Below are 13,499 nucleotides of genomic sequence, written 5' to 3' on the forward strand. Positions count from 1 at the left end.
GTCCCCACAGCTCCCGTGAGGTGCGGCGAGCCAGCCCCGGGTCGCCGCTCAGGAGCGACTGCACGAGGCCCGCCCGCAGCGCCGAGCGTGCGCGGCCGAGTCCCTGCTGCTGCTCGAGCGCCAGGCCGGCCATCGCGATCACCGCGGTGACGACGACGCGTCCCTCCTGGTCGAGGTCGCCGGCGGCGATCGCGATCACGCCGCGCAGATGGCCGCCTCGTCCGAGCGTCTGCAGCGTGAAGGGCGTGTCGCCGAGGTGCAGCGACGATCCGGCGCGGGCACCGCGGTGGAGCACTCCGGTCACCTCGCGCTGCAGCGCGGCGGACGTCTCCGAATCGAGCGCGCCCGCGGGGTGCTCGCGTGCCAGCTCGCCGGCGGCGTCGAACATGCCCACCCAGGTGTCGAGCTGCTTGGCGAGCTCGGCCACGGTCGCCCCGAGCCCGTCCGGGCGGAGCGCCGCCAGGGCGATCGCGCGCTGTGCGGCGAGCGCCCAGCTGCGGCGGGCGTAGGCCTCGGCGGCGATCGCCTCGGCGTTCGCGCGCGCCACCGCGATGAACGGCGTGCGATACGGCACCTCGAACAGCGGCATCCGCTCGTCCCGGCACGCGTCGATCAGCGCCGGAGGGATGCCGTCGCGCACCACCTCCGTGCCGAAACCGAGGCCGACGACGCCGCGTGCCGCGAGGCGGCGGACGTAGGCGCGGTACACCTCGGACGCGCCGTCGCCCTGCGGGAACTGGGTGCCGGTGGTGAGCAGCACGAGGCCCTCGGAGAGGAACGGGGTGGGATCGGCGAGATCCGAGCTGTGCACCCAGCGGATCGCCCTGTCCAAGGCCTGCGGCCTGGGGTCGTCGCCCGTCAGCTTCAGCCGCAGGTCGCGGCGTGCGAGCAGCGCGCGGAGGGTGGGGGCATCGGCATCCATGATGCTCCGAGTGTACGGGGGGTACAGCGAGGCAAACAGAATGTACAGCAGGGAGGGTGCGAGGGCTCCGTGGAGCGACATACGCTCCCCAGCATGAGCAGCGCAGCCGACATCGTCACAGAAACGCCCCTCGGCGGTCCGACCCTCCCGCAGGAGCGCCGCCTGGTCACCAGCATCCCCGGTCCCCGCTCGCAGGAGCTCCTCGACCGCAAGGCCGATGCCGTGGCGGCCGGAGTGGGTCACACCGCGCCCGTCCACGCGGTCGCAGCGGGCGGCGGGGTCATCGTCGATGCCGACGGCAACTCGCTCATCGACCTCGGTTCGGGGATCGCGGTCACCACGATCGGCAACGCGCACCCGAAGGTGGTCGCGGCGGTGCAGGCGCAGGTCGCCCAGTTCACCCACACCTGCTTCATGATCGCGCCGTACGACTCCTACGTGTCGGTCGCCGAGGCGCTCAACCGCATCACGCCCGGCGACCACGCCAAGAAGAGCGCCCTGTTCAACTCGGGCGCCGAGGCGGTGGAGAACGCCGTCAAGATCGCCCGGAAGTACACCGGCAAGCAGGCCGTCGTCGCGTTCGACCACGGCTACCACGGCCGCACGAACCTCACGATGGCCCTGACCGCCAAGGCGATGCCGTACAAGAGCGGCTTCGGGCCCTTCGCCTCGGAGATCTACCGCGCGCCGCTGTCGTACCCGTACCGCGACGGGCTCACCGGCCCCGAGGCGGCCAAGAAGGCCATCTCGCTCATCGAGAAGCAGGTCGGCGCCGACAACCTCGCCGCCGTGATCATCGAGCCGATCCAGGGCGAGGGCGGCTTCATCGTCCCCGCCGACGGCTACCTTCCGGCGCTCGTCGACTGGTGCCGCGCGAACGACGTGGTGTTCATCGCCGACGAGATCCAGACCGGCTTCGCCCGCACGGGCGAGATGTTCGCGAGCGAGGTCTTCGGCATCGTCCCCGACCTCATCACCACCGCCAAGGGCATCGCGGGGGGCCTGCCGCTCGCGGCCGTCACCGGACGAGCAGAGATGATGGATGCCTCGCACGCAGGCGGCCTCGGCGGAACCTACGGTGGCAATCCCGTCGCCTGTGCCGCGGCGCTCGCCGCGATCGACGTGTTCGAGAACGACGGGATGCTCGAGCGCGCCCGCGAGATCGAGACCGTCCTCAAGGGCCGCCTGCAGCAGCTCCAGGCCGCCGATCCGCGCGTCGGCGACGTGCGCGGCCACGGTGCGATGATCGCGGCCGAGTTCGTGGACCCCGCGACGGGAGAGCCGGATGCCGCGCTCACCGCCGCGGTCGCGAAGGCGTCCATCGCACAGGGCGTCATCGTGCTCACCTGCGGCACCTACGGGAACGTGATCCGTTTCCTGCCGCCGCTGTCGATCACCGACGACCTGCTCCACGAGGGCCTGGACGTCGTCGCAGCAGCGCTCGCGGCATCCTGATCCCTCCGATCCGCCTGAACCTCTGATCCTCGGATCGATCCCGCGGCGGCCCGACCGGCCGCCGCGGGGTACCGAACCACACGCGAGGCGCGCGAGCATGCGCGCCCTGACGAAGGAGTCCCCATGACCGAGCTGACCCGCGACGTCGTCATCGTCGGCGCCGGTGCCGCCGGCACCACCGCTGCCAACGAACTGAAGAAGGCCGGTCTGTCGGTCGTCGTGCTCGAGGCACGCGACCGCGTCGGCGGGCGTCTGTGGACCGATGTCATCGACGGCGCCATGCTCGAGATCGGCGGCCAGTGGGTGTCGCCCGACCAGGACGCCCTCAAGGAGACGATCGCCGAGCTGGGCCTCGAGACCTACAGCCGCTATCGCGAGGGCGAGTCGGTGTACGTCGGGGCCGACGGCGCGTCGGTCCGCTTCACGGGCGAGATGTTCCCCGTGGCGCCGGAGACCGAGCGTGTGATCGCCGAGATCACCGAGCGTCTGGACGCCATGGTCGCCGAGATCGATCCCGACCGCCCGTGGGCCCACCAGAAGGCGGCCGAATGGGACGCGATCACGTGGGATGCGTGGCTGCGCGCGCAGACCGACGACGACGAGGCCGTCCGCAACCTCGCGTTCGCGACCGGCTCGGCGATGCTCACCAAGCCCACGCACGCCTTCTCCCTCCTGCAGTCGCTGCTGATGGCGGCCTCCGCCGGGTCGTACTCGAACCTCGTGGACGCGGACTTCATCCTCGACAAGCGCGTGATCGGGGGCCTGCAGCAGGTTCCGCTGCTGCTGGCCGAGCGCCTCGGCGACGACGTGCTGCTCGGGCACCCGGTCCGCACTGTCGCGTGGTCGCCTTCGACCGGCTCGGGGACCGGTGGGGTGACCGTCGAGGCCGACGGCGATCTGCGCGTGCACGCGCGGTACGTGATCCTCGCGCACGCACCGGTGCTCTACAACCGCATCTCGTTCGTGCCGGCGCTGCCGCGCCTCCAGCACCAGATGCACCAGCACATCTCCATGGGCTTCGTGATCAAGGTGCACGCCGTCTACGACCGTCCGTTCTGGCGTGAGCAGGGCCTCTCGGGCACGGCGTTCAGCCCGTACGAGCTCGTGCACGAGGCCTACGACAACACGAACCACGCCGATGACCGGGGGACGCTCGTCGGCTTCGTGTCGGACCGCAACGCGGACGACGTCTTCCGCCTGACGCCGGAGGAGCGCAAGGAGCGCATCCTCGCATCGCTGTCGCACTACTACGGCGCCGAGGCCGAGAACCCGGTCGTGTACTACGAGAGCGACTGGGGCTCGGAGGAGTGGACCCGCGGCGCGTACGCCGCCAGCTTCGACATGGGGGGCCTGCACCGGTACGGCGCCGATGTGCGCGAGGCCGTCGGTCCCATCCACTTCGCCTGCAGCGACGTGGCCGGCGCCGGCTACCAGCACGTCGACGGCGCCATCCGCATGGGACGCCTGGCCGCTGCGAACATCGTCGAAGCGGCCCGACGATGACCGCGCACGTGGTCGTCGGCTACACGGCGACGGATGCCGGCGCCGACGCCGTCGCGCTGGGGGTGCGCCTGGCCGCCGCCACCGGGGCCGCGCTCGATCTCGTGCTCGTGCTGCCGGGGGAGGACCGCAGCGTCATCACACCGCCCGACGCGAGCTACGACCGCTACCTCCAGGGGCAGGCGGAGACGTGGCTCGCTGAGGCGGCCGGGTCGATTCCGGATGCCGTGGCGCACCAGTCTCACGTGCGCTTCGGCGACTCGTTCGCCGAAGGGCTGATCGCGGCCGCGCACGAGCTCGGGGCTTCGCTCATCGTGGTGGGCGCGGCGAACGGCGGGCTGCGCGGCCGCCACCGCCTGGGAACCGTCGCCACCGAGCTGCTCCACTCCTCCGACGTCGCCGTCGCCCTGGCCCCGGAGGGCACACGGCAGACCGACGTCACCGGCATCAGCCGCGTCACGGCCGCGATCGGCACGCGGCCCGGCGCGAGCGCGCTCCTCGATGCGAGCCTCGCGATCGCCACCGCAGCCGGGGCGCCGCTGCGGCTGCTGTCGCTCGTCTCGGTCGACCTGCCGGTCGGCGTCGACACCGGCGTGATCCGCATCGCGGGGGCGGCGCACGCCGACGACGTCCTCGGCAAGGCGCTCGACGCGCTTCCCGCCGGCCTCGACGCCGACGTGGTCGTCGCGCGCGGCGAGAGCATCGAAGACGCCGTCGCCCACCTGGCCTGGGAGCCGGGTGAGCTCGCCGTCGTCGGCTCCAGCCGGCTGGCACAGCCCCGACGCCTGTTCCTCGGCTCGACGGCGGCCAAGATGCTGCACGAGCTTCCCGTCCCGATGGTCGTCGTGCCCCGCACATACGACAAGGAGAGCGCCCGCGCACTGTCGCGCGCCGGCGCCGAAGAAGGAGAACGCGCATGAGCGCTTCCCAGCAGACCGGCGCCGCGGCGCCACTCGATGCCGGCGTCGACGCCGGCGGATTGTCGAAGAAGGGACTCAGCGCCGGCGCCGTCGGCGTGCTCGGCGCGGTCGTCATCGGCATCTCGACCATCGCCCCGGCCTACACGCTGACCGCATCGCTCGGCCCCACGGTCGCGGTCGTCGGCACCCAGGTGCCGGCGATCATCCTGGTCGGCTTCATCCCGATGCTGCTGACGGCGTTCGGCTACCGCGAGCTCAACCGCGCGATGCCCGACTCGGGCACCTCGTTCACGTGGGGCGTGCGGGCGTTCGGTCCGTGGATCGGCTGGATGACCGGGTGGGGCCTCATCGCCGCCACCGTCATCGTGCTCTCGAACCTCGCCGGCATCGCCGTGGAGTTCCTGTTCCTGCTGATTTCGCAGCTGACCGGCAACCCCGCCATCGCCGACCTCGCGTTCAATCCCTTCATCAATGTCGCCGTGTGCCTGCTGTTCATGCTGGGCGCCACCCTCATCTCCTACCGCGACATGCAGACCACCCAGAAGTTCCAGTACATCCTGGTGACCTTCCAGCTCGTCGTGCTGGTGCTCTTCGCGGTCGTCGCGATCGTCAAGGCGGTCTCGGGCGATGCGCCCGATCCCACCGCCTTCTCGTGGTCGTGGTTCAACCCGTTCGAGGTGCCGACCTTCAGCGCCTTCGCGGCCGGACTGTCGCTCTCGATCTTCATCTTCTGGGGCTGGGACGTCGTCCTCACCATGAACGAGGAGACGAAGAACCCGGCGAAGACCCCGGGTCGCGCCGCGATGCTCACCGTCGTCATCGTCGTCTCGCTGTACCTCCTGCTGTCGATCGGCCTGATGATGTTCGCGGGCGTCGGCACCGGCGCGCTGGGGCTGGCGAACGAGGAGATCTCGGCCAACGTGTTCTTCGCCCTCTCCGACCCGATCCTCGGGCCGCTCGCGTTCCTCGTGTCGCTCGCCGTGCTGTCGAGCTCGGCGGCCTCGCTGCAGTCGACCGCCGTCGGCCCGGCGCGGACGCTGCTCGCGATGGGGCATTACGGGGCCCTGCCCGACAAGTTCGCACGCGTCAGCCCGCGCTTCTTCACCCCGGGCTACGCCACCGTCGTGTCGGCGATCGTCGCGTCCGTGTTCTACGCCGTGATGCGTGTGGTGAGCGAGAACGTGCTCACCGACACGATCCTGTCGCTCGGCATGATGATCTGCTTCTACTACGGCCTCACCGCGTTCGCGTGCGTCTGGTACTTCCGCAAGCAGTGGTTCGATTCGGTGCGGAGCTTCTTCTTCACCTTCCTGTTCCCGCTCGTCGGCGGCGCCATCCTCGCGGTCCTGTTCGTGACGACCCTCATCGACTCGATGGACCCGGCCTACGGCAGCGGATCGAGCGTCTTCGGCCTCGGCCTGGTCTTCGTGCTCGGGGTCACCGTGATCCTCGTGGGCGTCGTGATCATGATCTGGCAGGCGATCAAGCGTCCGGCGTTCTTCCGCGGTGAGACACTCGGTATCGACGCACCCGAAAGCCTTCGACGCGTCCGTCGCTGACGGGCAGACTGTCCCCCCATCCATCCGATCGGAGAGCAAGCATGACCGACTACGCCGTCGTGAACCCGGCCACGGGCGAGACCCTGGCCACGTATCCGACCATCACCGATGAGGCCCTCGAGGCCGCGATCGCGGGAGCGGATGCCGCCTACCGCAGCTGGCGCGATCAGCCGGTCGCCGAGCGCGCAGCGGGCATCCGCAAGGTCGCCGAACTGCACCGTGAGCGCCGCGACGAACTCGCCGCGATCATCGTGCGCGAGATGGGCAAGCCGCTCGAGGCGGCGCTCGGCGAGGTCGACTTCGCAGCCGACATCACCGAGTACTACGCGGACCACGCCGAGAAGATCACGGGCGACCAGCCGATCGACATCGACGGCGAGGGCACCGCGGTCATCCGCCGGTCGCCTCTCGGCGTGCTGCTGGGCATCATGCCGTGGAATTTCCCGTACTACCAGGTCGCCCGCTTCGCGGCGCCCAACATCGTGGTGGGCAACACGATCCTCCTCAAGCACGCACCGCAGTGCCCCGAGTCGGCCGCCGCGATCGCGGCGATCTACGCCGACGCGGGACTCGAGGGCGTGTACACGAACATCTACGCGACGAACGACCAGGCGGCGGCCATCATCGCCGACCGCCGCGTGCAGGGCGTGTCGGTGACCGGCTCCGAGCGCGCCGGTGCTGCGGTCGCCGAGATCGCGGGGCGCAACCTCAAGAAGGTCGCGCTCGAGCTCGGCGGCTCGGACCCGTTCATCCTGCTCTCCACCGACGATCTCGATGGCGCCGTGGAGGCCGCGGTCGCCGCGCGTCTGGACAACACGGGGCAGTCGTGCAACGCGGCCAAGCGCTTCATCGTGGTCGACGGTCTGTACGACGACTTCCTCGAGAAGTTCACGGCGGCGATGTCCAGCGCGAAGGTCGGCGACCCGTTCGCCGATGACACCGTGCTCGGCCCGCTGTCGTCGCTCACGGCGGCGGAGCGCCTGGCCGAGCAGGTCGACAAGGCGGTGTCGCAGGGCGCGACGCTCGTGACGGGCGGCACGCGCGACGGAGCCTTCTACCCCGGCACCGTCCTGACCGACGTCACGAGCGACATGGACGCCTATCGCGAGGAGTTCTTCGGCCCGGTCGGCGTCGTGTACCGGGTCGCAGACGAGGACGCCGCCGTCGCGGTCGCCAACGACACCAGCTACGGCCTCGGCTCTTACGTCTTCACGACGGACGAGGAGCAGGCCAAACGGGTCGCCGACAAGATCGACGCCGGCATGGTCTACGTCAACGTCGTGCTCGCCGACGAGCCGGGCCTGCCCTTCGGCGGCGTGAAGCGCTCCGGCACGGCGCGCGAGATGGGCCTGCTCGCCGCCGACGAGTTCGTCAACAAGAAGCTCATCCGCGTCGGCGCCTGACCCGCTGACGTCCAGACCGGGGATTCTCGTCGAGACGGAGGGCATCGCCCGCTGTCTCGACGAGAATCCCTTGTCTCGCGGGTCGAGACCGCGTCAGGGAGCCGCCTTCCGGGGGGTGTCGCGGACGGGATGCGAGCGCCAGGATGGAGTCATGGCAGAGACATCGGACCCGGTCGTCGCCCTCTCGGATGAGCAGTGCTGGGAGCGCCTGCGCGGCCAGGAGCTCGGCCGCCTCGTGACGCATGTCGGCGAGGTGCTCGACATCTTCCCCGTGAACTACGTCGTCGACGGCGAGAGCGTGCTGTTCCGCACCGCGCAGGGCAGCAAGCTGTTCGAACTGACCGTCAACGACGAGGTGCTCTTCGAGGTCGACGACCACACCGACACCGACGCGTGGAGTGTGATCCTCCGCGGCCGCGCGCACTCGCTGGACACCTCGGCGGAGGTGGAACGGGCGGACGGTCTCGGCCTCCGGCCCTGGATCCCGACCCTCAAGTACACGTACGTGCGCGTCGAGCCGACCTCGCTGTCGGGCCGGGCGTTCGAACGGGCTCCCGAGCCGGACCGCTACGGCATCCAGCAGTACTGAGTGGACCACATCCTGACCTCCGCGGCGCACGGGCGACGGTGACGGCGCCGCACATGCGCAGCCATCGCATCCTCGTCGTCGGCGCAGGGATCGCCGGGGCCGCTGCCGGTGCGCTCCTCGGTCGCAGCGGCCACGACGTGACCGTGGTGGAGCGCAGCGTCGGCGTGCGCTCCAGCGGCAGTCCCGTCGACGTCCGTGGCCCTGCGCTGGATGTGGTGCGCGGTCTGGGCCTGGAGGCCGCGGCGCGGGCGCACGACACGGGCGCGGACACGCTGGCGCTCATCGACCGCGACGGGCGCGTGTTCACCACGATCCGGATACGCTCCGACCCGCTCGACATCGAGATCGCGCGCGTCGATCTCGCCTCCGTGCTGACGACGGCAGCCCAGGATGTCGCCGACGTGCGGTTCGACGACACCTTCGAGACGCTGTCTCCCCACGCCGACGGCGTCGATGTGCGTTTCGCCTCCGGGGGCGAGGAGCGGTTCGACCTCGTCGTCGGAGCCGATGGACAGAACTCGGCGACCCGGCGTGCGCTGTGGGAACCGGCGCCGACCGCGTCTGCGCTCGCCGTCGGCGCGTCGCGCGGAGCCACGGGTCGCGTCGCGACCCGGAGTCGATCGCCGCGCCTCGCCATTGCGACGGTCCCGCTGCCGTTGACGAGTCACGACCCCCGGGTCGTGACGATGTACAACGAGCCGGGGCGTTCTCTGACCGTGCATCCCGCCGGCGGCCACCCGGGTGTCGCGTTCATCTTCCGGACCGAGGAGGCGCCGCGCGACCGGGCTGCGCAGGTCGGGCTGCTGCGCCAGCGCTACGCGTCGACGGGCTGGCGCGCGCGCGAATTCCTCGCCGCCCTCGACGATGCCGAGGACCTCTACTTCGACCGCGTGCGGCGCGTGGACGCCCACCCGTGGTGGCGCGGACGCGTGGTGCTGCTCGGCGATGCTGCGTCCAGCCTGACGATCCTCGGCGAGGGTTCGAGCATGGCCCTCCTCGGTGCTCGTGCGCTGGACGGCGCCCTGCGGGACGGCTCCGATCTGGCCGCTGCGCTGACCGCGTACGAGGCGCAGCACGCGCCCGTCGTGCGGCGGGCACAGGGCGGCGCCGCGCTGGGAGCGGCCTTCCTCGTGCCGGCCAGTCGACCGGCTCTCGGCATCCGGAATCTGCTCGCGCGGGCGCTGCGCGGCATCTGAGGCGAGTGCCTCCGGTTCGCGGCGTCCGCGGGCATGCCGTACACTGGAACGTGCAGTTGAAGTCTGCATTCTTTCGCCGTGCCCGTTGCCGGACACGGATCCTCAAACCGCGGTGAGAGGGGAAGAGTGCGTGCTTCACGAGACCTCCGGGTCTCTAGGGCGGTAGCTCAATTGGCAGAGCAGCGGTCTCCAAAACCGCAGGTTGCAGGTTCGATTCCTGTCCGCCCTGCGCGTCAGCGCATACATCCTGCGTTGATAAGAAAGTGCGGTCGACCCGTGTCGGCTCACGGAAGGTAATCAGGTGGCATCGATGGTTCAGGACGAGCCGAAGGGCGACGTCGTCCCCGCTGAGGGAACGGCTGCACCCCGCGAAAAGAAGCTCAACGTCTTCGCTCGCATCGCCCTGTTCGTCCGTCAGGTCTTCGCCGAGCTCCGCAAGGTCGTCACCCCGACGCGCCAGGAGCTGCTGAAGTACACGCTCGTGGTGCTCGGCTTCGTCGTCGTGATGATGGCGCTCGTCTACGGCCTGGACGTGCTCTTCGTGTGGATCACGACGTACGTCTTCGGAGTGCCCGGCGCCTGATCCCCGAGTGCCCCGGCCTGGCCGGGACCATGACACGGGCGGACCGCAGGTCCGGCAGCGTACGGAACGGAAGAGAACTCACGTGACTGAAAGATATGTCGACGACGCCGATTGGGCGACCGCCGCAGAGCAGTCCTCGGAGGACGACGAAGCCCAGGAGGGCAACGTCCTCGCCGAGGAGGAGCGCTCGGTCGAGGCGGCCGAGCACGTCGCGATCCACATCGTGGACGACGGTGCCGATGACGACGCCGACCTGGACGACATCGACATCGACGACCCGGAGGCGGACGCGATCGTGAACGACGCTCTCAACCTTGACGAGACGGCAGAGACCGAGGCGGCAGCCGAGGTCATCAACGACTCCCTCGCAGAGGAGGTCGCCGAGCGCGAGGCCGAGGCCGCGGACGAGGTGACGCCCTACGACGGTCCTGACGTGAACGGCGACGAGGACGAGCCCGAGCTCGACGAAGACTTCGTCGCGGAGGTGGATGCCGCAGCCGGCGTCGTCGACGAGGTCGAGGCATCCGTCTCCCCGGCCGATGCCGCAGAGGCTCCGGTGTTCGAGGACGACGAGGACTCGGACGACGAGGACTCGGACGACGAGTTCGCGGACGACGACTCCTCCGACGACGAGAGCGCCGACGGCGCCTCGGACGACGCGGAGAGCGACGACGAGGACGAGGACGAGGACCCGTACGAGACGTTCCGAGCCGAGCTGCGCACCCTGCCGGGCAAGTGGTACGTCATCCACTCGTACGCGGGCTTCGAGCGCAAGGTGAAGGCCAACATCGAGCAGCGCAAGTCGACGCTCGAGGTCGAGGACGACATCTACCAGATCGAGGTCCCGATGGAGGACGTCGTCGAGATCAAGAACGGTCAGCGCAAGATGGTCACGCGCGTCCGGATCCCCGGCTACGTGCTCGTGCGCATGGACCTGAACGAAGACACGTGGTCGGTCGTGCGCCACACGCCCGGTGTCACCGGCTTCGTCGGCAACGCCCACAACCCGACGCCGCTGCGCTTCGAGGAGGCCTTCAACATGCTGAAGAGCCTCGTCGAGGTCAAGGAGGTCGCCGGTGCGAAGGGCGGAGCGGGCAAGAAGGGCGCCGCCGCCGCGACCCGCGTCATCCCCGCCGAGGTCGACTTCGAGGTGGGCGAGACCATCACGATCAAGGAAGGCTCGTTCGCGGGCCTGCCCGGCACGATCAGCGAGATCAAGCCCGAGAGCGGCAAGCTCACGGTCCTCGTCTCGCTCTTCGAGCGCGAGACGCCGGTCGAGCTGAGCTTCGACCAGGTCACCAAGCTCTGACCGGCTGGTAGACTTCTCAGGTTTGCGTGCGCGCTGAGCGCACGCGATGGACACCGCGATCCGGAACGGCCGGATTCGCGGGAGAACAGGGTGCTCCGGCATCCGCTGTTCGACGAAAGGAAGAAGAATGGCACCGAAGAAGAAGGTGACCGGCCTGATCAAGCTTCAGATCAACGCCGGTGCCGCCAACCCGGCGCCGCCGATCGGGCCCGCGCTCGGTCAGCATGGCGTCAACATCATGGAGTTCTGCAAGGCGTACAACGCCGCGACCGAGTCGCAGCGCGGCAACGTCATCCCCGTGGAGATCACCGTCTACGAGGACCGCAGCTTCACGTTCATCCTGAAGACCCCGCCGGCCGCTGAGCTCATCAAGAAGGCTGCGGGCGTCCAGAAGGGCTCCAAGACCCCTCACACGGTCAAGGTCGCGAAGCTCACCAAGGAGCAGGTCCGCCAGATCGCCGAGACGAAGCAGCCTGACCTTAACGCGAACGACATCGAGGCCGCCTCGAAGATCATCGCCGGCACCGCCCGTTCCATGGGCATCACGGTCGAGGACTGAGGGGAAGAGGAAACATGGCTACCAAGTCCAAGGCCTTCCGGGCCGCAGCCGCCAAGATCGAGGCGGACAAGTTCTACACCCCCACCGAAGCCGTCGCGCTCGCGAAGCAGACCGGCTCGGCCAAGTTCGACTCGACCGTCGAGGTCGCGCTGAAGCTCGCGGTCGACCCGCGCAAGGCCGACCAGATGGTGCGCGGCACCGTCATCCTCCCGCACGGCACCGGCAAGACCGCTCGTGTCATCGTGTTCGCGACGGGTCCGGCCGCTGAGGCCGCGATCGCCGCGGGTGCGGACGAGGTCGGTGGCGCCGAGCTCATCGAGCGTGTCGCCGGTGGCTGGACCGCGTTCGACGCGGCAGTCTCGACGCCCGAGCTCATGGGCCAGGTCGGTCGACTGGGTAAGGTGCTCGGCCCGCGCGGCCTCATGCCGAACCCCAAGACCGGCACCGTGACCCCCAACCCGGCCAAGGCCGTCGAGGAGATCAAGGGCGGCAAGATCGAGTTCCGCGTCGACAAGCACGCCAACGTGCACTTCGTCGTCGGCAAGGCGTCCTTCTCGGAGGAGCAGCTCGACGAGAACCTCAAGGTCGCCCTTGAGGAGATCGTCCGCCTGAAGCCCTCGAGCTCGAAGGGCCGTTACATCCAGAAGGGCGCCGTGTCGACCACGTTCGGCCCCGGCATCCCGCTGGACGTCAACGCGATCGTCTGACGCTTCGACAGGCTCGGCGACCGACACGTCGCAACGCAAGGGGCTCCACCTTCGGGTGGGGCCCCTTCGTCGTCCCGAAACCGTCCGCCGCGGCACCGGCGGCCGGGGTAGCGTCGGAGACATGGTCGCGACGCTCCAGGATCTGTTCGGAATCGATGCGCCGATCGTGCTCGGCCCTTTCGGCGGGCTGTCGTCGGTCGAGCTGACCGCAGCCGTCAGCGAGGCCGGCGGGCTGGGCTCGTACGGGCTGTACGGCTACTCGGCGGATCGGATCAGCGACACCCTCGCCGCGCTGCACTCCGCGACCTCGCGCCCGTTCGCGGTGAACCTCTGGCTGCCGACCGGCGACGAGGTCACACCGAGCGAGGTCGATCTCGCGCCGGCGATCGAGGCGACGGCACCCCTCTTCGACGAGCTGGGCCTCGCGCACCCCTTGCCGCCCATCGAGTTCCTCCCGGACCTCGACTCCCAGCTGACCGCGGTGCTGGATGCCGCGCCCGCGGCGCTGAGCGTCGTCTTCGGCGTCCCCTCCGAGCGGCTGGTCACGGCAGCGCACAGCCGCGGCATCCGCGTCATCGGAACCGCGACGACCGTGGCCGAGGCCGTAGCCCTCGACGCCGCCGGTGTCGACGCCGTCGTCGCGACCGGTGCCGAGGCGGGCGGGCATCGCGTGTCGTTCCTGCGCCCGGCCGAGCAGTCGCTCGTCGGCACATTCGCGCTGGTGCCGCAGGTCGTCGACGCCGTGGGCGTGCCCGTGATCGCGGCGGGCGGCATCGCCGACCGGCGTGGGGTCGCCG

General features: G+C 69.9%; 13 protein-coding genes and 1 tRNA gene. 13 read left to right on the top strand and 1 reads right to left on the bottom strand.

All coding sequences use genetic code 11. The annotated features are described in order from the left end of the window. Window positions 1–922, bottom strand: a 922-nt coding sequence (locus ACI3KY_RS18770) for a PucR family transcriptional regulator ligand-binding domain-containing protein (RefSeq protein ID WP_404931655.1), incomplete at its 3' end; no start/stop codon positions are given. Window positions 923–1,015: 93 nt separating this feature from the next. On the opposite strand from ACI3KY_RS18770, the gene gabT reads away from it, so the two are divergent. The 13 genes from gabT to ACI3KY_RS18835 form a co-directional block, all read left to right on the top strand. After that, a complete protein-coding gene (gene gabT, locus ACI3KY_RS18775) occupies window positions 1,016–2,377 on the top strand; it encodes a 4-aminobutyrate--2-oxoglutarate transaminase (RefSeq protein ID WP_404931656.1) in 1,362 nt (453 codons plus the stop codon). A 123-nt stretch (window positions 2,378–2,500) separates the two neighbouring features. Then, on the top strand, window positions 2,501–3,880 hold the full coding sequence (locus ACI3KY_RS18780) for a flavin monoamine oxidase family protein (protein ID WP_404931657.1): 1,380 nt from the start codon (window positions 2,501–2,503) through the stop codon (window positions 3,878–3,880). Continuing rightward, a complete protein-coding gene (locus ACI3KY_RS18785) occupies window positions 3,877–4,797 on the top strand; it encodes a universal stress protein (RefSeq protein ID WP_404931658.1) in 921 nt (306 codons plus the stop codon). Before ACI3KY_RS18780 ends, ACI3KY_RS18785 begins: the two co-directional genes overlap by 4 nt. After that, on the top strand, window positions 4,794–6,356 hold the full coding sequence (locus tag ACI3KY_RS18790) for an APC family permease (protein ID WP_404931659.1): 1,563 nt from the start codon (window positions 4,794–4,796) through the stop codon (window positions 6,354–6,356). Before ACI3KY_RS18785 ends, ACI3KY_RS18790 begins: the two co-directional genes overlap by 4 nt. A 41-nt stretch (window positions 6,357–6,397) precedes the next feature. Continuing rightward, window positions 6,398–7,759, top strand: coding sequence for an NAD-dependent succinate-semialdehyde dehydrogenase (locus ACI3KY_RS18795; RefSeq protein ID WP_404931660.1), 1,362 nt, complete (start codon window positions 6,398–6,400; stop codon window positions 7,757–7,759). Window positions 7,760–7,910: 151 nt separating this feature from the next. Continuing rightward, window positions 7,911–8,348, top strand: a complete 438-nt coding sequence (locus ACI3KY_RS18800; RefSeq protein ID WP_404931661.1) for a pyridoxamine 5'-phosphate oxidase family protein — start codon at window positions 7,911–7,913, stop codon at window positions 8,346–8,348. 53 nt (window positions 8,349–8,401) lie between these two features. Next, entirely contained in the window at window positions 8,402–9,544 is a 1,143-nt protein-coding gene (locus ACI3KY_RS18805) for an FAD-dependent monooxygenase (protein WP_404931662.1), read from the top strand. A 156-nt stretch (window positions 9,545–9,700) separates the two neighbouring features. Continuing rightward, a tRNA-Trp gene (locus tag ACI3KY_RS18810) sits at window positions 9,701–9,773 on the top strand. Between the two features lie 81 nt (window positions 9,774–9,854). Further along, window positions 9,855–10,127, top strand: a complete 273-nt coding sequence (gene secE / locus ACI3KY_RS18815; RefSeq protein WP_194413778.1) for a preprotein translocase subunit SecE — start codon at window positions 9,855–9,857, stop codon at window positions 10,125–10,127. An 82-nt stretch (window positions 10,128–10,209) separates the two neighbouring features. Then, window positions 10,210–11,436 carry a transcription termination/antitermination protein NusG gene (nusG, locus tag ACI3KY_RS18820; protein ID WP_404931663.1) on the top strand — a complete coding sequence of 409 codons (1,227 nt, stop codon included), beginning with the start codon at window positions 10,210–10,212 and terminating at the stop codon, window positions 11,434–11,436. Between the two features lie 127 nt (window positions 11,437–11,563). Beyond that, window positions 11,564–11,995 carry a 50S ribosomal protein L11 gene (rplK, locus tag ACI3KY_RS18825; protein ID WP_045247325.1) on the top strand — a complete coding sequence of 144 codons (432 nt, stop codon included), beginning with the start codon at window positions 11,564–11,566 and terminating at the stop codon, window positions 11,993–11,995. Window positions 11,996–12,009: 14 nt separating this feature from the next. Continuing rightward, entirely contained in the window at window positions 12,010–12,702 is a 693-nt protein-coding gene (rplA, locus tag ACI3KY_RS18830; protein WP_194413151.1) for a 50S ribosomal protein L1, read from the top strand. A 121-nt stretch (window positions 12,703–12,823) separates the two neighbouring features. Then, a partial coding sequence (locus tag ACI3KY_RS18835) for an NAD(P)H-dependent flavin oxidoreductase (protein ID WP_404931664.1) occupies window positions 12,824–13,499 on the top strand: 676 nt, incomplete at its 3' end.

Origin of the sequence: Microbacterium sp. ZW T2_14 (assembly GCF_044987405.1) — a bacterium.
Taxonomy (GTDB): Bacteria; Actinomycetota; Actinomycetes; order Actinomycetales; family Microbacteriaceae; genus Microbacterium.

Excerpts from the sequence above, each read along its gene's own strand:
- gabT (WP_404931656.1), top strand. The coding sequence starts at position 1,016 with ATGAGCAGCGCAGCCGACATCGTCACAGAAACGCCCCTCGGCGGTCCG.
- rplK (WP_045247325.1), top strand. The coding sequence starts at position 11,564 with ATGGCACCGAAGAAGAAGGTGACCGGCCTGATCAAGCTTCAGATCAAC.
- ACI3KY_RS18780 (WP_404931657.1), top strand. The coding sequence starts at position 2,501 with ATGACCGAGCTGACCCGCGACGTCGTCATCGTCGGCGCCGGTGCCGCC.
- secE (WP_194413778.1), top strand. The coding sequence starts at position 9,855 with ATGGTTCAGGACGAGCCGAAGGGCGACGTCGTCCCCGCTGAGGGAACG.
- ACI3KY_RS18800 (WP_404931661.1), top strand. The coding sequence starts at position 7,911 with ATGGCAGAGACATCGGACCCGGTCGTCGCCCTCTCGGATGAGCAGTGC.
- ACI3KY_RS18795 (WP_404931660.1), top strand. The coding sequence starts at position 6,398 with ATGACCGACTACGCCGTCGTGAACCCGGCCACGGGCGAGACCCTGGCC.
- ACI3KY_RS18790 (WP_404931659.1), top strand. The coding sequence starts at position 4,794 with ATGAGCGCTTCCCAGCAGACCGGCGCCGCGGCGCCACTCGATGCCGGC.
- rplA (WP_194413151.1), top strand. The coding sequence starts at position 12,010 with ATGGCTACCAAGTCCAAGGCCTTCCGGGCCGCAGCCGCCAAGATCGAG.
- ACI3KY_RS18785 (WP_404931658.1), top strand. The coding sequence starts at position 3,877 with ATGACCGCGCACGTGGTCGTCGGCTACACGGCGACGGATGCCGGCGCC.
- ACI3KY_RS18805 (WP_404931662.1), top strand. The coding sequence starts at position 8,402 with ATGCGCAGCCATCGCATCCTCGTCGTCGGCGCAGGGATCGCCGGGGCC.